17 protein-coding genes and 1 tRNA gene are annotated in these 19,465 nt (G+C 37.2%); 6 read left to right on the top strand and 12 right to left on the bottom strand.

From position 1 onward, the window contains the following. Window positions 1–326: 326 nt before the first annotated feature. Together FW754_RS04490 and greB are read right to left on the bottom strand one after the other, a co-directional pair. Window positions 327–416, bottom strand: a tRNA-Ser gene (locus FW754_RS04490). Between the two features lie 102 nt (window positions 417–518). Then, window positions 519–998 carry a transcription elongation factor GreB gene (gene greB / locus FW754_RS04485; RefSeq protein WP_409511225.1) on the bottom strand — a complete coding sequence of 160 codons (480 nt, stop codon included), beginning with the start codon at window positions 996–998 and terminating at the stop codon, window positions 519–521. A 354-nt stretch (window positions 999–1,352) separates the two neighbouring features. Between greB and FW754_RS04480 the strand changes: the two genes are divergently transcribed. Next, complete coding sequence (locus tag FW754_RS04480; RefSeq protein ID WP_409511226.1) at window positions 1,353–2,465, top strand: transglycosylase SLT domain-containing protein; 1,113 nt, start codon at window positions 1,353–1,355, stop codon at window positions 2,463–2,465. Between the two features lie 131 nt (window positions 2,466–2,596). Here FW754_RS04480 and FW754_RS04475 read toward each other — a convergent pair whose 3' ends face one another. Together FW754_RS04475 and ttcA are read right to left on the bottom strand one after the other, a co-directional pair. Continuing rightward, complete coding sequence (locus FW754_RS04475) at window positions 2,597–2,980, bottom strand: SCP2 sterol-binding domain-containing protein (protein WP_446323978.1); 384 nt, start codon at window positions 2,978–2,980, stop codon at window positions 2,597–2,599. 233 nt (window positions 2,981–3,213) lie between these two features. Then, window positions 3,214–4,122: a tRNA 2-thiocytidine(32) synthetase TtcA gene (ttcA, locus tag FW754_RS04470; protein WP_409511228.1), complete on the bottom strand. Its 909-nt coding sequence runs from the start codon at window positions 4,120–4,122 to the stop codon at window positions 3,214–3,216. Window positions 4,123–4,713: 591 nt separating this feature from the next. Between ttcA and FW754_RS04465 the strand changes: the two genes are divergently transcribed. Next, window positions 4,714–5,508, top strand: coding sequence for a lytic transglycosylase domain-containing protein (locus FW754_RS04465; RefSeq protein ID WP_419346473.1), 795 nt, complete (start codon window positions 4,714–4,716; stop codon window positions 5,506–5,508). A gap of 322 nt (window positions 5,509–5,830) precedes the next feature. After that, the gene (gene htpX / locus FW754_RS04460; RefSeq protein ID WP_409511230.1) at window positions 5,831–6,736 is read left to right on the top strand and encodes a protease HtpX; all 906 of its coding nucleotides are present in this window, start codon (window positions 5,831–5,833) and stop codon (window positions 6,734–6,736) included. Between the two features lie 106 nt (window positions 6,737–6,842). Here htpX and FW754_RS04455 read toward each other — a convergent pair whose 3' ends face one another. From FW754_RS04455 to FW754_RS04445, 3 genes are read right to left on the bottom strand one after another with little or no spacing between them, the layout of a single operon-like run. Beyond that, a complete protein-coding gene (locus tag FW754_RS04455) occupies window positions 6,843–7,196 on the bottom strand; it encodes a hypothetical protein (protein ID WP_419346475.1) in 354 nt (117 codons plus the stop codon). A 35-nt stretch (window positions 7,197–7,231) separates the two neighbouring features. Then, on the bottom strand, window positions 7,232–7,816 hold the full coding sequence (locus FW754_RS04450) for a DUF4112 domain-containing protein (RefSeq protein WP_419346477.1): 585 nt from the start codon (window positions 7,814–7,816) through the stop codon (window positions 7,232–7,234). 54 nt (window positions 7,817–7,870) lie between these two features. Further along, window positions 7,871–10,975, bottom strand: a complete 3,105-nt coding sequence (locus FW754_RS04445) for a multidrug efflux RND transporter permease subunit (RefSeq protein WP_446323977.1) — start codon at window positions 10,973–10,975, stop codon at window positions 7,871–7,873. A 289-nt stretch (window positions 10,976–11,264) separates the two neighbouring features. On the opposite strand from FW754_RS04445, the gene FW754_RS04440 reads away from it, so the two are divergent. Together FW754_RS04440 and FW754_RS04435 are read left to right on the top strand one after the other, a co-directional pair. Continuing rightward, complete coding sequence (locus tag FW754_RS04440; RefSeq protein ID WP_419346480.1) at window positions 11,265–12,416, top strand: glycerophosphodiester phosphodiesterase; 1,152 nt, start codon at window positions 11,265–11,267, stop codon at window positions 12,414–12,416. 140 nt (window positions 12,417–12,556) lie between these two features. After that, the gene (locus tag FW754_RS04435) at window positions 12,557–12,931 is read left to right on the top strand and encodes a diacylglycerol kinase (RefSeq protein ID WP_409511235.1); all 375 of its coding nucleotides are present in this window, start codon (window positions 12,557–12,559) and stop codon (window positions 12,929–12,931) included. Between the two features lie 113 nt (window positions 12,932–13,044). Here FW754_RS04435 and FW754_RS04430 read toward each other — a convergent pair whose 3' ends face one another. Next, window positions 13,045–14,199, bottom strand: coding sequence for an MFS transporter (locus FW754_RS04430; RefSeq protein ID WP_446323989.1), 1,155 nt, complete (start codon window positions 14,197–14,199; stop codon window positions 13,045–13,047). 212 nt (window positions 14,200–14,411) lie between these two features. On the opposite strand from FW754_RS04430, the gene FW754_RS04425 reads away from it, so the two are divergent. Further along, the gene (locus FW754_RS04425; RefSeq protein ID WP_446323976.1) at window positions 14,412–15,182 is read left to right on the top strand and encodes an AraC family transcriptional regulator; all 771 of its coding nucleotides are present in this window, start codon (window positions 14,412–14,414) and stop codon (window positions 15,180–15,182) included. A gap of 98 nt (window positions 15,183–15,280) precedes the next feature. On the opposite strand, the gene groL is transcribed toward FW754_RS04425, so the two are convergent. The 4 genes from groL to FW754_RS04405 all read right to left on the bottom strand — a co-directional run bounded on the left by groL (window position 15,281) and on the right by FW754_RS04405 (window position 19,154). Next, window positions 15,281–16,915 (bottom strand): chaperonin GroEL, encoded by a 1,635-nt coding sequence (gene groL, locus FW754_RS04420; protein ID WP_409511237.1) that lies wholly within the window; start codon window positions 16,913–16,915, stop codon window positions 15,281–15,283. Between the two features lie 69 nt (window positions 16,916–16,984). Continuing rightward, a complete protein-coding gene (locus FW754_RS04415; protein ID WP_409511238.1) occupies window positions 16,985–17,275 on the bottom strand; it encodes a co-chaperone GroES in 291 nt (96 codons plus the stop codon). A gap of 201 nt (window positions 17,276–17,476) precedes the next feature. Further along, the gene (locus tag FW754_RS04410) at window positions 17,477–18,235 is read right to left on the bottom strand and encodes a metallophosphoesterase family protein (protein WP_409511239.1); all 759 of its coding nucleotides are present in this window, start codon (window positions 18,233–18,235) and stop codon (window positions 17,477–17,479) included. Next, the gene (locus FW754_RS04405; RefSeq protein ID WP_409511240.1) at window positions 18,216–19,154 is read right to left on the bottom strand and encodes a diacylglycerol/lipid kinase family protein; all 939 of its coding nucleotides are present in this window, start codon (window positions 19,152–19,154) and stop codon (window positions 18,216–18,218) included. The genes FW754_RS04410 and FW754_RS04405 overlap by 20 nt, the downstream gene beginning before the upstream one ends. Window positions 19,155–19,465: the final 311 nt, after the last annotated feature.

Raw genomic sequence — 19,465 nt, 5'->3', positions numbered from 1 at the left:
CGCTATTAGATCTCGAAAATGCTTTAGTCAATATCATCTAATATCTCATGATTTAAATACATATTTGCACAACCAACTCAGTGTTTTATTTTCTTATTATTTTCATCATAAGCTAATCACGCATATTCTGAAATAACATCTTCCCTAATGACAACTCATTCTTTTTATGTAGAGTTAGACTATCTGTATCACTTTTTCACTTTAAATCAGCTCATGTATGAAATGATAAATACTAATTATTGTTAAAAACTCTTCATACGAATTATTTTTTGTTATAAACATAAATGAAAAAAAGCCCTTGCAAATACAAGGGCTTTTTAGATATTTGGCGGAAGCGGTGAGATTCGAACTCACGGAGGACTCACACCCTCGTCGGTTTTCAAGACCGGTGCATTCAACCGCTCTGCCACGCTTCCATGGGCGTCATAATATAAATAATTTTGATTATAAGCAAATACTTTCACCTATTTTCAAATCAAGTGGGTAAATTTAGAACAATTTTAACGCCATTGTATAGTTTAATCCTGTTTGTAGCGAATTGAGTTGATATACCAATGCTTTTTACCCAACGGCGTTACCACCTCAACCTCATCATCGACCTGTTTCGATAACAAAGCTCGAGCCATAGGTGAATCAATGGAAATATTTTGAGGATGGTGATCATAAATTTCATCGATACCGACAACACGCAATGTTTTAACATCACCCTCATCATTTTCAATATCAACCCATGCACCAAAATAAACCTTACCATCCTGTTCAGGTGAAAAATCAATGATACGTAATTCTTCCAAACGCTTACCCAAATAACGTACACGGCGGTCAATTTTTCTAAGTATTTGTTTATTGTACTGATAATCAGCATTTTCCGATCTATCACCAAGGCTTGCTGCCCAATTTACTTTTTTAGTAATTTCAGGTCTTTCTTCATGCCAAAGCCGCTTTAATTCCGCGACCAATAAATCATGTCCCTCACGGGTAATTAAGTTTGATTTCATAATATAGTCTGTGATCAATCTTACATACGTTTACTTAATATCGCATGTTATAACGTATTTTAATTACTAAAGTTGGTAAATATTTTTAATATTATATATCAACAACTTAAATCATTACAAAATACGTAAAATTGTACAAAATTTGACAAGTCAAAAAATAAGCAGTATTATACGCGCCATCTTTAGTAACATTACTATTTATTTTTGTAGTTTTTCTACAAATATTTCCCATATGTCATTATGAATGACGTCCATGAATTGCCCACCCTTATTGTATTTAAACACTTTTAAGAATTCATTTGGCTCCATAGCTGTGAATTTTTCTGGGCAGTAATTACCTGTAGCGGAGACAACATGCACAGTAGTTCAACTTCTGGGTCGAGGCTTAGCCTAAACTCATTTTTTCAACCACTCCCTCTGAAAATTCTTGTATTAAGTTGCTTATTTGTTCCATTCCACACAATCAATGCAACAAAAGCAAATCAGTACAATACCGTACTTAACTCAAACAAACTGACCGTAGTTGCTGTATCCAATCCATCTATTGTCTTTAAGGATGGTCGCTTTAAACATGGTTTTGCACACGACCTTGCGAACAACTACGCTCGTAGTCTAAATGTAAAACTTGATTTGAAAACAGTTCCTGATAATGCCACTGCATTGAAAATGGTTTCACAAGGTAAAGCAAGCTTTGCCATTACTACAGCCGATATCCAAACCATTGAGGAAAAAAAACTCACAAGTTTTTCAGCAACCTGTGGAGATTTTAGTAGCCTGAGTAAAAATGGTCTGAGTAATAAGATCAATTGGGTATTCAAAAGTAGTGAAGACCCTTTGACCGATACTGCAAGTGGTTTTATCTGTCAAAGTAAACAGAATGGTTCAATTCAACAACTTGCCTCTTTTTATAACCGTAATGTGATTAAGCAGCAAGATTGGAATATCATTCAACGTGATCTGAGCAAACGCATGCCCATCTATAAGGCAAGCTTTCAGAAAACGGCACAGCAATATGATCTAGATTGGCACTTCTTGGCAGCCATTGGTTATCAAGAATCATATTTAAAACCCGACTCTGTTTCTCCCACAGGTGTTCGTGGCATTATGATGCTGACTAATAATACGGCGAAAGCGATGGGCGTAAGCAACCGTACTGACCCTGCTCAAAGTATTCAAGGCGGCGCAAAGTATTTTGATCAAATGCTGTCTCGCTACTCCCACATTCGTAACCCCGATCGTAACTGGTTTGCGTTAGTGGCTTACAATATGGGGCCAGGTGCTGTAGATGGTATTCAAAAACGTCTACGTGCTCAGGGCAAAAACCCAAATGATTGGATGACGATGTATAACTTTTTACAGCACAATCAGGCGAGTAATGGACGTTATAAACAAGCCGTTCAATATGTAACGCGTATTCGGTCATATCTCGAACACATTAAGACTTCACCGAAATTACTTGAAATTTAAGTCATCTCGTTTCAGCAAATCTACATTCTAAATGAATAGGCTTCTACGTCATTTCATTTAAGCAAAAAAAAGCTTATCTCTAGACTAGAGATAAGCTTTTTTTCAATACTGTAATTGATTTAGAGCTTCAATTACGCAGTTTGTTCAAGAACTTTCTTGAATAAATCTTTTTGTTCTTGGCTTGGTTTTGCAGTTTGCAAAGCCATAAGTTGAGACATATCACCTTGAACTTTTATTTTACCTGTCATGAATGCTTGCATTGCGGCAGCCATATCGAACTCTAAGAATACTTTACGTAACGTTTCAGCATCCATATTTAGTGTTGTTTTAGCACTTGCAGAACTACCTTTAACAATCTTTCCGCCATCTAAAGCAAGTTCTTTATCACCAGACGCATCAGAAACAACTAGGTTAATTGCAAGACCAGCCAATGCAGGTGGCAAGTTTAAATCACCAGCTTCTGCTGTAAGTTTTTCGACAGTTGCAAACCAATCATCAGTTAAAAATGCAGCCATGATCATTCCTCAATGTATTTATTCAATTTATTGTGTTGTCTATCCCAACAACATCAGGGTGAAGCTTTTTTGCTTGCATAATGTTATAGCATGATAATTTTACTTTGGGCTAACGTTTTTTGTACGCAGTGTTCAATTTTTACATGATTGAACAAAATTCAAATAAAAATCAGGCACTCACTATAAAATGAATGCCTGATCAATGGTTTTTTTAAATGTTTTAGTACAACAAATTAATCTGCTGCAATACTCAAATTGACCACATCAAGACGATTTTTCGTTTCTTCTGTATCGCATTTCATATCAAACTCTCGTTGCTCATCTAACTTTTCAAAGTCAAACAATTCACGGTCAGCCAGTTGTGATGGCGATACATTTTGTAAAGCACCAAAAATACTATGTAAACGTTTTGGATGTTGTTTATCCCAGTCACGTAACATGTCATTCAAAATTGCACGCTGTAAGTTTTCCTGAGAACCACACAAATTACATGGAATAATTGGGAACTTACGCATTTCTGCATACTTGATGATGTCTTTTTCCTCCACATAAGCAAGTGGACGAATCAGGATATTTTTCTTATCCGAAGACAACAATTTAGGTGGCATGGCTTTTAAGCTACCACCATGAAACAAGTTTAAGAAGAATGTTGCCAAAATATCATCACGGTGATGCCCAAGCGCTACTTTGGTTGCACCAATCTCTTGTGCAAAGCCATATAGCGAACCACGGCGTAAACGTGAACACACTGCACAGTAGGTTTTACCTTCAGGTGTAAGACGCTTAGTAATCGTATAGGTATCTTTTTCCAAGATGTAATACGGAATATTGTTTTCTTCCATATAACGTGGCAAAACATCTTCTGGGAAACCAGGCTGTTTTTGATCTAAATTAACAGCAACGACATCAAAATTGATGGGTGCAATACGTTTAAACTGCAACATAATATCAAGCAATGTGTAACTGTCTTTGCCGCCAGAAACACAAACCATCACCTTGTCACCTTCTTCGATCATTTTAAAATCACGAATCGCATGACCAACCTGACGACGAAGCTTTTTCAATAGACGATGATAAGCCGAACTATCTGGTAGTTCAGGCTTGAAATTAAACCCTTGATCGGACTCAACTGGCGAGTACATAGACGAGTATTACCCATAAAAAAATACCGCACGATTTTATCTGATTTCACCTCGCTACGCATCTAAAGATTATTTATTTTTACTACAGCCTACCTTTCGTCATCTTTTTGACATCATGTGAACTTTACAATCATTGGGCTTCACTTATTTTGGCTAATTAACACCCAAGTTGCTTATCTTTTGGACTTTTCCACAGTTCTCCACAAAATCTGTGGATAAAAGTGTGGATTCTTTAGGGCTTGACAGCGCTATGCCCCTAGATAATGGGCATCCTGATTAAATTGATCACTTTTTAACCACTATTTTTTTCACATTAAAATCATATGCTTACTCAAGTCAATAGACCTATATGAAAAAATAAATTAAATATTTTTTGATTATTAAGCCAACAATAACGACTTGATTTTTTCAAAAGATTTAGGTAAAAATTAATTCAAGGTTTTTCTTCTGAATTAACTTTGATAAACTCCTGCTTGTCAGTTGAGGTTAAAACTAATTACTACAATGAAAAAATTTATTCAAAATTCATATTTTTTACTTTTTGGGGTGATCGGTGCTACATCGGTAAACCTATCTGCCTACGCAGGCCAAATGTATATTTATAAAGATAAGAATGGCAGCACATTGCTCACCAATCGCAAAAGTTCAGATCAATCGCTCACTAAAATTAAAGCGACCTATTATGCTGACAGTAACATTCACAGTTATAGCAATTGGGGGAGTTCTGAAGCAGCGGTACTACCGAGTTATAGCCGTGGCAAAAATGCGTATGACCATATTATTCGTCAAGCAGCACAAACGCATGGTGTTTCGGAAGGTTTAATTAAAGCTGTTATGCATACAGAGTCAGGCTTTAATTCAAATGCTCGCTCGCCAGTTGGTGCGCAAGGTCTAATGCAACTCATGCCTGCAACAGCACGGCGTTTTAATGTTTCTAATGCCTATGATCCACAACAAAATATTTTCGGTGGAGCAAAGTATCTAGGTTGGTTAATAAAACGGTTTAATGGCAATACCTCACTTGCATTAGCGGCTTACAATGCGGGTGAAGGAAATGTTGCAAAATATGGTGGTATTCCACCTTTTCGTGAAACACAGGATTACGTTCGCCGTGTTACGAGCCGTTATTCCAATTTATATGCTGGTGGAATTTCTTCAGCCAATAGCAATACTAATGCCTTAGTCAGCGAATCAGCACCACAAGGGCAACTGATTGCTTCAGGCTCATCAAACAATTCCAACAATAGTCGTAACAACACATCAAATTCGAATAGTCATTCACCACGTCAAATTATTGTTTCTTCAGATGGTACATTTACAGATGCTCCTGGCTCATACTCAACCAATAATGCAACAGCATCTGCACGTATTACGATTGAAAATTAATACCTAATTTAGTTCTAATTCAATATAGCGCTACATTAAAAGTTCAATCTGCGTTTAAAAAAAAGCCAGTATGAGTATTTTTAAACTATTCAATATATTTAAAATAAACGCTATTCTCTAAAAATGAGAATAGCGTTTATTTTACATTTTAATTATTTGTTATTTATGCACCTAATATCGATATAAATAATTACTCCTGCCCCACAGCCACATCGTTTTTTTCGATTATTCTTGAATTTTCAAAGGCTAAACCGCATATTAATTTAAGATTTATATTTTTTATAAATTACCCTATATCATTTTTAATAAAAGGATACTCTCAATGATGCGGATTGGTTTGTTTTTGCTAACCAACCTCGCTGTGGTTGTAATCGCTGGTATCATCCTGTCTGTACTGGGTGTTGGTAGCTATCGCAGCGCCGGCGGTTTAGACCTAAGCAATCTCTTAGTGCTATGTTTTGTCTTTGGTATGGTTGGCTCAATTGTGTCGCTGTTCATGTCGAAATGGATGGCGTTAAAAACGACAGGTACTGAGTTAATTGACCCTAATGCCCCACGTAACCAAGCAGAGGCATGGTTGCTACAAGAAGTTGCTCAACTTTCAGAGCGTGCAGGCATTAAAATGCCTGACGTGGGCATTTTCCCATCGTATCAGTCGAATGCTTTTGCAACAGGCTGGAACAAAAATGATGCACTAGTTTCCGTGTCTACAGGATTACTTGAGCGTATGAACCAAGATGAATTGCGTGCTGTTCTTGCGCATGAGATTGGTCACGTGGCAAATGGTGACATGGTTACCCTTGCGCTGATTCAAGGTGTAGTCAACGCCTTTGTCATGTTCTTTGCTCGTATTGTAGGTGACTTCATTGACCGAAATGTCTTCGGTCGTGCCGATGATGCACCTCCAGGATTGGCATTTATTGCAATCACGATGGTACTCGATATTGTATTTGGTATTTTAGCGTCTTCAATTGTCATGTGGTTCTCACGTCAACGTGAATACCGTGCCGATGAAGCAGGCGCTCAACTTGCAGGTAAAGAAGCAATGATTTCAGCTTTATTACGTTTACAAGCTGAGTCTGAAATGCCTGATCAAATGCCAAAAGAAATGAAAGCATTTGCAATTACTGAAGGTAAAGAACAAGGTTTCAGTTTGGCCGCATTATTCCAAACGCATCCAAGTATTGAACAACGTGTTGCGGCTTTACGCCAATTGAATGTAAATTAAGTCAGAAATCTAAGCAATTTCATATTTTCATAATAACAAAGCCTCCATTAAGGAGGCTTTGTTATTTTATATCCTAAAATGCTAAATACGATTTTTTATATAAAAATTAATCTGTTTGAATACATCGTATAAGACTTCCATTGGGGTCAATGACACAAAATAGCTCTATTTCCTCTGAACACGCTATTTCGGTGATTCGTGCATTTGGAAACCTTGTCCAATCCAATGCTTGCCAAACATGAAAAAGATCATGCATTGTATGTGTTCTTAAACACGCACTAAACCATGACTCTTTTCGGTCGAGTTGAGGATGATGAAAAAACTCTAGCATAAGGCTATCTTTGCTTAAAATCATCCATTGTTCAGATTGATAATCACACTTAAAACCTAAAAATGCATAAAATTGACGTGTATGATCAAAATCAATGGCAGGAAGATTTGCCGAAATATAGTCTTGCATAACATCACCCTATTTTATCGACCTGCGCTTTAAAATCATGTCGCCTTAAAACTTTGATACCAATCCCACAACACATTGAGCCCAAACCACATCGCTAGGCCAATCAAAATTAAGACAATAAGTCCCAATAGATCAGGAGTATGTAACCATACCCAAGCTACAATGGGATTGCGCCAAAAAGCTGAATTTTGCTGCTTTTGTTCAAGTTTTTCATGTAAAAATGGATGTACGATATGATCATCAGACTGAATTTGGTATTCAGTACGAATATGATCATGCACGACATCTAAAGCACGGCGACTTGGTCGTATAAAAATATCAAATATTGTCCCCACAATCGGGATTAAACCTACGACACCATCCATAACAGCAAGCTTCAACACACCATTGAGCTTACTTTGCGGCACACCAATTTGTTTGGCTTTATACACCGCATAACAGGTTAATATAAAGCCTGCTACATCACCCGCTACAGGAATCGTACTCAGTGCAGCATCGGCACCGACACCTTGCTTAGTGAAAGGGATACGCACCACCGAGTCCATCATATTGGCAAACTTCGCTAAATCTCGCTCTAAGCGGATGACATCTTGAGTCGCTAATTTTTTTTCTTGTCCCACAACGCCCTACTTTTCATAAAATGATGCCGAATGTTCAGTATCAGTATAAAGGATTTATCCTATAGGTTGATCTAATTTTGCTTTAAACAAAGTACGTATCAGTACATACAAAAACGGAATAAACAACAATACTAAAACCGTACCAAAGATCACCCCACCCAATACGCTCACACCGATTTCTTGACGACTTGCAGCACCTGCACCAAGCGCAAAAACCAAAGGAAGTACACCGGCACCAAAAGCTAAAGATGTCATCAGAATTGGCCGTAAACGAAGCCCTGCTCCTTCCAGTGCTGCAGCAACTGCTGTTTTACCTTTCTCTTGTGCCAAAGCCGCAAATTCAACAATCAAAATTGCATTTTTACATGACAAACCAATGGTCGTGAGAAGTGCAATTTGAAAGTAAATATCATTTGGGAAGCCAACTAATTTACTGAATATAATATTTCCACCTATCCCTAAAGGGATCGCTGCAATCACAGCTGTCGGAATCGTCCAACTTTCATATAAGGCTGCCAAACAGAGAAAAATAAAGCCGATGGAAATGAGATACAGTAAACCTGATTGTCCACTCGATTTTTGTTCCTCAAAAGATAGACCACTCCAAGCCACATCCAAACCATCATTTTGATTGACCAAGTGTTGGATATCACTCATCGCTTGACCAGAACTACTGCCCTTAGCATTGATTGCTTCCATTTGCACAGCCGTATAACCTTGAAATCGATTCACAACATCAGGACCACCTTCCCATTCAATCCTAGCAAAGTTACTAAAAGGAATCATTTGATTCTGTGCGTTGCGAACAGTCCACGTTTGTAAATCTTCAGGCTTTGAACGGAACTCGGCATCGCCTTGCATCATCACCCGTTTAATTCGTCCACGATCAATAAAATCATTGACATACGAACCGCCCCATGCCGTTGATAAAGTACTATTAATTGCAGTTTGTGACAGACCATTTGCTAATGCTAGTTTCTGATCTACATAGATTTTTAACTTGGCTTTATCAGGATTAGAGCGTTTATCTAAATTTTCAAAAGAGCTAAATTGTTTCGCTTGCTCTTGTAAAGTGGTGAATTGTTGATTTAAATACTTACGCCCCTGTCCATTTACATCTTGCAACCAAAACTCCAAGCTATCACTATCACCTAAACCGTTCACAGAAGAAGGTAAACTGATGGTAATGCGTGCATTGGGGTTTTGACTAAAATATTTCATGGCACGTTCACGAATGGCTTGTGCAGAATTATCAGTTCCTGAACGATCATTCCAATGTTTTAATGCAATAAATCCCGTTCCTAAATTTTGTCCTGTTCCTGAAAAATTTCGACCATAACGAATTAAGACAATCTCTACATTTTGCTTTTCTTGATCTAAGAAATACTCTCGAATACTTTCTCCAATCTTCTGACTGCTCGACATCGGCGCACCATCGGCTAAACGGAACTGTACACTGAGCATGCCTTGATCTTCACTTGGAATAAAACTTGTTGGTAATGTCCGATAGGTCAGCGCAAACACTGCCATTAAACCGACTAACAGCGTTAGAACCACCCATTTTAAATTTAAGGTTTTTTTGATAAGGGTAATATAAGCCAGTTTTAAATTTTCTAGTTTTTCATTAAACCATGTTGCCCAACGCATCGGCTTTGGATTAGGTTTCAAAATGATGGCACATAAGGCAGGTGTCAGAATTAAAGCCACCAAGAGTGATAAGGTCATCGCAGCCACAAGTGTGATGGAAAATTGCCGATAAATCACACCTGTAGACCCTGTAAAAAATGCCATCGGAATAAATACAGCAGTCAAAACCACGGTAATCCCAATCAATGCACCCGTCATTTCCTGCATTGACTCAATTGAGGCTTCTTTAGCAGTCAAACCTTGCTCATGCATAAGCCGTTCAACATTTTCCACGACGACAATTGCATCATCGACCAACAAACCGATCGCCAATACTAAAGCAAATAAAGTTAATGTGTTAATACTCATACCAAGCACATTCAACACAGCAAATGTACCCAAAATTACAATCGGCACAGTAATAGTTGGTATCAACGTGGCACGCCAACTTTGTAGAAAAATGAACATTACCAAAACCACTAAAATGATGGCTTCTAATAATGTTTTTATGACTTCTTTAATCGACTCTTGTACAAAAGGTGTGTTATCTCGTGGATAAACAATTTTATAGCCTTGAGGCAATTTTTCAGAAATTTTTACCAATTCATCTTTTATTAGAGCTGAAGTTGCTAGCGCATTTGCACCTGAAGACAATGAAATTGCCATTCCCGAAGATGGATAACCATTGATAGTATTAAAAGATTGGTAGTTTTCCGCACCCAATTCAATACGAGCAACATCTTTTAAGTAGACATAACTGCCATCAACATTGGATTTGACAATGATATTTTTAAACTCATCGACCGTTTTTAAACGCGAGCCCGCTGTGACCTTAGCATTTAGATATTGATCTGCCACAACCGGTAAATCACCGACACCGCCTGCAGCCACTTGAGTGTTCTGTGCTTCAATTGCACTACGAACATCACTCGGCATCAGTTGATATTGACGAAGTAAATTCGGATTTAGCCAAATTCGCATGGCATATTGCGAACCAAACACATCCAATTCACCAATGCCTTCAATTCGTGATAATTCATCTTCAATGTGATCAGATAAATAATCACCCAATTCGATGTTGTTACTTTTGCCTGTTTCATCGTACAGCCCAACCACCATAAACGTATCACCGAGTGATTTATTTACGGTAACGCCTTGACGTTGCACATCGTCAGGTAATCGATTCAGGACACCATTAATACTATTTTGTACTTGGACTTGTGCAGTATCGGGATCTGTACCGTTTTCAAAACTAATGCTAATTCGAGCGCGACCTGAAGAATCACTGCTCGAACTAAAATAAAGTAAATTATCAATTCCTTTAATTTGTTGCTCTAAAACCTGTGTCACGCTTTCTTCAACAGTTTCGGCATCTGCCCCTGTATAAGTGGTGGATACAGAAATTCGAGGTGGTGCAATATCGGGGTAACGCTCAACGGGCAAATTTAAAACCGAAAAAATACCTAAAGCCATCACGATAATGGCAAGTACACAAGCAAAAATGGGACGTTGAATAAAAAATTTTGAGAGCATCAGATTAGGTTCTGTGTCAAATGAATGTGATTAATGTCACTGCCAATCATCACTAGCAATAAGTAATTCCGTTTCTTGCAATGATCTTGTGTGACTTAAGGCAAAAATTCAAGAGAAATAACAGAAATCCGAATCATCAAGCCAAATATGGAGAGATTGTGAATATGCGATTCGAGTTAACCTAAAAATAACGAGTCGATTTCATCAAATTTTCACCGTACTGTCGTCATATTGTCAATTTCTAGCGACATAGTCATTTGCAGTTTATAAAGAATGATCCGAGTTAAAAATGATGAAAAAAACATTACTCACAACGGGTTTCGTTGCTTTATTGTCTGCGTGTAATGATGACAATAACGACTATCGCTTTGAAGTAGAAAAAGACAATAAAGAACCTAAAATTATTGTGGTTGGACATCGTGGTGCAAGTGCTTTACGTCCTGAACACACCCTAGAAAGCTATCAAAAAGCCATTGATGATGGTGCTGATTTTATTGAACCCGACTTGGTTTCAACCAAAGATGGTGTTTTAGTCGCACGCCATGAAAATGAAATTAGTGGAACAACCAATGTCAGTACTTTGGCACAGTTTGCAGACCGTAAAAAAACCAAAATTATAGATGGTGTTGAACTGACTGGTTGGTTTACTGAAGATTTCACTTTAAGTGAGCTGAATCAACTCAAGGCTCGTGAACGGATTCCTGCATTACGTCCTAATAATGTCCAATATAATGATCAATTTAGTATTCCAACTCTTGAACAAATTATTGAACTTGCAGAAAAAAATTATAAAAAAACTGGCAAAATGGTAGGTCTTTATATTGAAACCAAACACCCAACTTATTTCCAACAACAAAATTTAAGTTTAGAAGATCCATTACTCAAAACTTTGGCTAAATATAGCTATACCCGAGACATTGCACCCATTTATCTACAATCTTTTGAAGTCACTAATTTAAAATATTTCAAAGACCAACTGACGCTACATAAAACATTAAAGCGCGCTAAAATTATTCAACTATATGATGAAAAATCTATGCGCCCTGCTGACTTTGTTGCACAAAACGTGAATATCACTTATGCAGATATGGCAACAGCACAAGGACTCAAAAATGTAGCAACCTATGCCAACGGTGTCGGTCCATGGAAACCATATATTTTTAATGACACTTATACAGCACCATCAGACTTTATTAAAAATGCACATGCAGTAAATCTAAAAGTGCATCCTTATACTTTCCGTCCTGAAAATAACTTCCTTGCTCCAAACTTAAAATGTAATGGTCTTGCTGAAAATGCGGCTCAACGCTGTGAAACGGGTGCAAATAAAGAATTTGAAATGTATTTTAAAGCAGGTGTTGATGGTATTTTTACTGATGATCCTGCTTTAGGACGTAAAGCTGTTGATGCTTATCTAAAAGCCAATTCAACAACTAAGTAAAATGAGATATTAATCATCGTTAAAGCAAGCCATTCATCGGTTTGCTTTATTTTTCTTAACTTGTTTGATTTTTTTTCAAATTAAGACCAAATTAAGTTTAAAATAATACACTTGTTCAAAAATATAGTGGCATTGATTTTATGAGTGATTATTCACCGTTTAAGGGTACGACAGGTTTTAAACGCATTTTAAATGCAACAGGTTATTCTTTAGCAGGTTTTAAAGCTGCTTATCAAAATGAAGCTGCTTTTCGTCAAATTATATGGATTAATATTGTCTTAATTCCGATTACATTTTTTGTTGATGTCACGCCTATCGAACAAGCCCTCATGATTGGTGTCTGTTTATTTGCAATTATTGTCGAACTTTTTAACTCAGCCATAGAAGCTGTAGTAGACCGTGTTTCCTTAGAACGCCACCCGCTGTCTAAAAATGCCAAAGATATGGGTAGTGCAGCACAGTTTGTGGCGCAAGCGATTATTTTCTTTACTTGGGTGATTATTCTTTTTAACTGATTGAATCATAACTTATTATAAAAATTAAATATTTAATTTTTATCGACAATAAAGCGCCGATCAGATTCAGGCGCTTTATTGTTATAAACCACATCAAACTCAATCAAAAATACTTAAGATTTTCCATTGGTTTTCGGCAAGAAAACTGTTGCTAAACCTAATAACGGAATAAATGAACATAGTTTAAATACCCATTCAATCCCATGCTGATCTGCCAAAGCACCCAGTGCTGCTGCTGCAATCCCACTGATTCCAAACATTAAACCAAACATCATGCCTGCAACCATGCCTACACGCCCTGGAACAGCTTCTTGCGCATAAACCACCATGGCTGCAAATGCAGAAGAAAGAATCAGCCCAGCAAGCATTGCAAAAACAACTGTCCAAAATAAATTGGCGTGTGGCAACATTAAAGCGAATGGAAGCATGCCTAAAAATGAAATCCAAATCACGGCTTTACGCCCAATTTTATCCCCAATTGGTCCACCACCAAAAGTCCCAACAGCAACAGCTGCTAAAAATGCAAATAGGTACAATTGCGCATGTTGTAGCGATACTTGGAATTTATCCATCAAATAAAAAGTATAATAATTACTTAAACTTGCGATATAGGTAAATTTCGCCAATACTAAAATACACATTATAACTAAAGCACGAATCAGCATTTTACCTTGTAATTTATATTGGGTCGATGCTGCATTGCTGACGATTTTATGCGCATATTTTACCGTCCATTGACTAACTTTAAATAAAACACATACCGCAATAAATGCAAAAATCATGAACCATGCAATTGCCATCTGCCCATACGGAACAATAATGATGGCTGCCAACAATGGGCCAATTGCAGAACCTGAATTACCACCAACCTGAAATGCAGATTGAGCTGTGCCAAAGCGACCACTCGATGCAAATCTTGCCACACGAGAGGCTTCTGGATGAAAGGTCGAAGAGCCGATTCCAATTAAGGCAGCAGCAACCAATAAGATCGTAAAACTTGGGGCAATTGCCAAAACACCAATACCGATCAAGGTCACAATCATTCCCAGAGGTAATAAATAAGGTTTTGGATGCTTGTCTGTGTATAGCCCAATCCACGGTTGTAATAGTGATGCAGTAATTTGATAGACCAGTGAAATTAAACCTATTTGAGAAAAACTTAGCAAAAAATTATCTTTTAATAATGGATAAATTGCAGGCAATGATGCTTGAATCAAATCATTAAGTAGATGAGCAAATGCCACTGCACAAATGATTGATACAACCATATTTTGTGCTTTATCTTGACTAGTTCCGTGTATAGTTTCTTGGGTTTTTTCGATATTTGACGATGATTGAGCAGATGCTTGCATGAAATATTGCCCTCCTTTACGCTTAAGTTTATTATTTTAATTTGTCATCCATAAGCTTAAGTTCCAACATTCATCGTATAAGTGACAAATTTAAATATTTTAATATCCCTTTTTGATTTGAGGTTTTTATGATTCAGGACATTAAACCTTCTCAAAAGCTCATAGTGGGTTTAGGTTCTCAACATACGTATCGTAGTATGATTGCACCACATACACATAACCGTGCCCAGCTTTTATATGCTTCTGAAGGTGCAATTCGTGTTTATACCGCAGACAATGTTTGGATTGTTCCACCGCAATGTGCGTTGTGGATTCCTGCGCATATTGAACACAGTGTTGTTTCTCTAAGCGAAGTACGTTTAAGCACAGTGTTAGTGGAAAAAAATGCAGCTAACTCTCTTGGAAATCATTGTTTTATTGTTCGAATCAGTAAACTTTTGCGTGAATTAGTTTTACGTTTTAATCAATTAGATTATTTGGAGTTTGAACCAAACCTTATAGAAAGTGAAATTGAAAAATCTTTACAGCTGTTGATTTTTCATGAAATCAAGCAGGCTTCTTCTTTTCCGATCGTAATTCCTTGGCCTAAAAATCCTCGTTTAATTCGCATATGTGAAGAGCTGATGGAACATCCTGACAATCCTAAAAATTTAGGTGCGTGGGCAGACCAAATTGGCACCAGTAGTCGAACACTAATTCGGCTTTTTCAAAAGGAAACGGGATTGAATTATCGTACTTGGGTTCAACAAATGCACATAGCACTTGCTTTAGGTAAGTTGTCACGAGGTGAATCTATTTCTAGGATTGCAATCGCTTTAGGTTACTCAAATCCTAGTGCATTTAGTGCCATGTTTAAAAAGCATTTAGGTGAAGCACCACAGCATTTTAGGAAAGAATAATTTAATAGAATAACGCACCTCGTTCTAGCTACTTATCAAAATAAAAAAATCCCCGCTAAAAGCGAGGATTTTTTTTAGATTATATAGTCTAAATGATATTACATCATTCCGCCCATACCACCCATGCCGCCCATATCAGGCATAGCTGCTTTATCTTCTGGAATGTCTGTGATCATACATTCAGTCGTCAACATCAAACCTGCTACAGATGCAGCATGCTCAAGTGCAGAACGCGTAACTTTAGCAGGGTCAAGAATACCCATTTCAAGCATATCGCCATACTCTGAAGTTGCAGCGTTATAACCGAAGTTACCTTCACCGCTTTTCACAGCATTGATCACAACTGATGGCTCATCACCCGCATTTGCAACAATTTGACGAAGTGGTGCTTCAATTGCGCGACGTAAAATGTTAATACCTACAGTTTGGTCATCGTTTGCACCAACAATACCATCAAGCGCTTTAGCAGCACGTACGAGTGCAACACCACCACCTGCAACAACACCTTCTTCAACCGCAGCACGCGTTGCATGAAGTGCATCGTCAACACGGTCTTTCTTCTCTTTCATTTCAACTTCAGTTGCAGCACCGATTTTGATCACTGCAACACCGCCTGCCAATTTAGCAACACGTTCTTGAAGTTTTTCTTTATCGTATTCTGAAGTAGATTCTTCAATTTGCGCACGGATTTGAGTAACACGTTCAGCAATTTGAGCTGCATCACCTGCGCCATCAACAATCACAGTATTTTCTTTAGAAACAGTTACTTTATGTGCTGTACCTAAATCTTGAAGACCTGCTTGTTCTAAAGTCATACCCACTTCTTCAGAAATCACAGTTGCGCCTGTCAAGATCGCGATATCTTGTAACATTGCTTTACGACGGTCACCAAAACCAGGGGCTTTAACCGCACATACTTTAATAATACCGCGCATGTTGTTCACTACAAGTGTAGCTAACGCTTCACCTTCAACATCTTCAGCAATAATAAGAAGCGGCTTACCTGTTTTAGCTACAGCTTCAAGCACTGTAATCAATTCACGAATATTGCCAACTTTTTTATCAACAAGAAGAATGAATGGGTTTTCAAGTTCAGCAGTCAAAGTTTCAGGTTTGTTTGCAAAGTACGGGCTAATATAACCACGGTCAAACTGCATACCTTCAACAACATCAAGCGCATCTTCAAAGCCTGAACCTTCTTCAACTGTAATTACGCCTTCTTTACCAACGCGTTCCATTGCTTGTGCAATAAGTTTACCTACAGTTTCATCAGAGTTTGCAGAAATCGAACCCACTTGTTCAATTGCTTTGGTATCTGAAGCAGGTTTTGCAGTTGCTTTAATTTCTTTAACTAATGCTTTAACAGCAAGGTCAATACCACGTTTTAAATCCATTGGGTTCATACCTGCAGTTACAGATTTGATCCCTTCATTTAAAATCGCTTGAGCAAGTACAGTTGCAGTAGTCGTACCGTCACCTGCGATGTCATTGGTTTTTGAAGAAACTTCACGAACCAATTGAGCGCCCATATTTTCAAATTTATCTTTTAGAGAAATTTCTTTAGCAACCGTTACACCATCTTTAGTGATGTGCGGCGCACCGAAAGAACGGTCGATAACAACGTTACGACCTTTAGGACCTAAAGTTACTTTTACTGCATCTGCAAGGACATTTACACCTGCGATCATTTTTGAACGCGCTGAATCACCAAACTTTACATCTTTAGCTGACATGCTTATCTCCAAATATTTTTAAATTTTTCAATTCATTGATTGTTCAGAACAATCAAATTCGTTCTGCAATTAGCCTTCAAGTACAGCAAGGATGTCAGATTCTTTCATCACAAGAAGCTCTTCACCATCAACTTTTACTTTCGTACCTGCATAAGCACCGAACAATACGTTGTCACCAACTTTTACATCTAATGGGCGTACACCTGTATCAGTTACTTTACCGTTACCGACAGCAAGGATTTCACCTTGAGCAGGTTGTTCAGCAGCTGAAGTGCTTAGAATTAAACCACCCGCAGTTTTAGTTTCTTTTTCAACACGGCGGATTACTACGTTGTCATGTAAAGGACGAATGTTGCTCATTAGAAACTCCATCGACATTTTAAAATGTCATTGATTACGATGTGAAGATGACTCTTATTCCTAGGTCATCGACAAAATTTATTCATGACACATTTGTGGGGATTGAAATAAATGCTTCAAGGGTAAAATATAAAAAAAAATCAAAAAATGTGTGTTTTTTACACGTTTACATCAAATTGCTCATTATTTAAAAATTCACCCTCAAATTTGGGCAATAAAATCCTGTTGTTGCTCATCAAAAAAATAATGCTTAAATGAACCATCACTACTAATAACATTAAAACTGTTGGGTATATTTTTATGTAAGCGACTAGAAATAGCCGTTCCTGCATGAACTTCATAAACAGCTTGACTAAGATTTAATTCAAACTCTTGATTTAAATCATAAACAGCAACCAAGTGCAAATGCCCATGTAACAAAGCATAAAGTTGATGTTTCCCCCATTCTTGAATGGCAAATTGGCCTAAAGCAGGACAATCTTTCAAATGATGATTTTCTTTTGCAGTATAAAATGGTTGATGGCTGACAATAATTTTTAATTTATTCGCAGGTGCTTGCATCAATTGTTGATCAACTTTTTGAATTTGTTCTAAAGAAATAGAACCACGTGTGTGATAACGACGTCGAATACTATTCATTCCAATCAAATAAAAATGTTGAGTGACCAGCGTATTTTCCAAACTGCCAAAAAAAAGTTGGTACAAACCAAATGGACGAAAAGCCCTATTCCATAAATGATACAGCGGAATATCATGATTTCCCGGCACGACAAAATATGGTATTTTCAAGGATTCTAAAAACTGCTTACATGCCAAAAATTCCCTAAATTTTGCACGTTGTGTCAAATCACCACTCACAACCACCACTTCTGGTTGCTGTTCAATACAAAACTTTTGAATCGCTCGAATACATTCAGGGCGCTCTGTACCAAAATGTAGATCAGACAGATGTAGCAGCATGAGGCACCATAATATTTAATGCATTTTTTTCTACATGTAAGTGTAGTGGCGTAGACATTGATACAATTTCTCCATCAATCGCGACCGTTAGTTTAGGCTTTTGCGAATAGACTGTGACTTTTTGCGCACCAAAACTATACACATCCGATGCTTGTTCCAACTTGCCTCGAATGGTTTGAAATAAGGTTTTAAATAAAGTCAGCTTGTCCCCTTTAGCAATCACCACACCCGCAATTTCACCAAACTCAGCACATTTAGACACTTTAAGATTTAACTCTTCGAGTTGTAATTGATTATTTCCAAAAAAGATCAGTGGTGTTTTAACAGGATATTTTTTGTCATCGACTTCAACTTCGAGTTTTAATTCTTTCCAATCTCGAATCAGCACATCTAAACCAGATGTATAGGCATTTAAAGGAAAACGCCCAAATTTACGGTTATATTCTTCTCGTTTTTTAATAAATAAAGGATACAGCCCCAAACTTGCGTTATTTAAATAAATTTGATCATTGATACATGCCACATGTGACGCACGTTGTTCACCTGTCGCAATTACTTCAGCAGCCTGTAAAATATCAAGCGGAATATGCAAAACTCTCGCCACGTAATTAAAAGTACCTAAAGGTAGAATACCCATTGGAATTTTTTGATTGAGCATTTGTGATGCTACCGCATTGAGCGTACCATCCCCACCCGCAGCGACAATCACACCTTGATGCTGATATTTTTCATGGCGTTGAAATACTTTTTTCATTAAGCTTTGTATATCTCGCTCAGCTTTAATATCAAAAACTTGAATTTCAAAACCATACGATGTCCAAAGGGTCATCAATTGTTCATAAATTTCATCATGATGACTTGCATGAAAACCAGACTTTTCATTGTAAATCATCGAAAGTGGTTTTAATGCTGATTGCATAAGATTGATTCTTTTAAAGTCTTTATTCTAATTTCGTTGATTATGTATGCAAATAAAAGCACCTTTATGTAAAATTCAAATTATAATCATTCATTAAATCAATGATACTTTTTTGCAAAACAGCAACTACTATCCCACTGTAAACAAATACTATTTATATTTAAAATATCACACATAAATACCATTAATATGAATATTTTAACAGCATTAACTATAAAATATTATTATAATTCAATGTTTTAACAAAAATGTTGAATTTGGTATCTTTTACGCCTTTAGTCTTATTTTTTACATGAATATGTGGTTTAATA

The sequence above is a fragment of the Acinetobacter sp. 1207_04 genome, from assembly GCF_052850415.1.
The sequence above is the reverse complement of the archived record's forward strand: the minus strand, read 5'-3'. Positions and strand labels throughout refer to the sequence as shown.

Coding starts and splice junctions, on each gene's coding strand:
- greB (WP_409511225.1), bottom strand. CDS start 998: ATGAAATCAAACTTAATTACCCGTGAGGGACATGATTTATTGGTCGCG.
- FW754_RS04480 (WP_409511226.1), top strand. CDS start 1,353: ATGCACAGTAGTTCAACTTCTGGGTCGAGGCTTAGCCTAAACTCATTT.
- FW754_RS04475 (WP_446323978.1), bottom strand. CDS start 2,980: ATGGCTGCATTTTTAACTGATGATTGGTTTGCAACTGTCGAAAAACTT.
- ttcA (WP_409511228.1), bottom strand. CDS start 4,122: ATGTACTCGCCAGTTGAGTCCGATCAAGGGTTTAATTTCAAGCCTGAA.
- FW754_RS04465 (WP_419346473.1), top strand. CDS start 4,714: ATGTATATTTATAAAGATAAGAATGGCAGCACATTGCTCACCAATCGC.
- htpX (WP_409511230.1), top strand. CDS start 5,831: ATGATGCGGATTGGTTTGTTTTTGCTAACCAACCTCGCTGTGGTTGTA.
- FW754_RS04455 (WP_419346475.1), bottom strand. CDS start 7,196: ATGCAAGACTATATTTCGGCAAATCTTCCTGCCATTGATTTTGATCAT.
- FW754_RS04445 (WP_446323977.1), bottom strand. CDS start 10,975: ATGCTCTCAAAATTTTTTATTCAACGTCCCATTTTTGCTTGTGTACTT.
- FW754_RS04440 (WP_419346480.1), top strand. CDS start 11,265: ATGATGAAAAAAACATTACTCACAACGGGTTTCGTTGCTTTATTGTCT.
- FW754_RS04435 (WP_409511235.1), top strand. CDS start 12,557: ATGAGTGATTATTCACCGTTTAAGGGTACGACAGGTTTTAAACGCATT.
- FW754_RS04430 (WP_446323989.1), bottom strand. CDS start 14,199: ATGGTTGTATCAATCATTTGTGCAGTGGCATTTGCTCATCTACTTAAT.
- FW754_RS04425 (WP_446323976.1), top strand. CDS start 14,412: ATGATTCAGGACATTAAACCTTCTCAAAAGCTCATAGTGGGTTTAGGT.
- groL (WP_409511237.1), bottom strand. CDS start 16,915: ATGTCAGCTAAAGATGTAAAGTTTGGTGATTCAGCGCGTTCAAAAATG.
- FW754_RS04415 (WP_409511238.1), bottom strand. CDS start 17,275: ATGAGCAACATTCGTCCTTTACATGACAACGTAGTAATCCGCCGTGTT.
- FW754_RS04410 (WP_409511239.1), bottom strand. CDS start 18,235: ATGCTGCTACATCTGTCTGATCTACATTTTGGTACAGAGCGCCCTGAA.
- FW754_RS04405 (WP_409511240.1), bottom strand. CDS start 19,154: ATGCAATCAGCATTAAAACCACTTTCGATGATTTACAATGAAAAGTCT.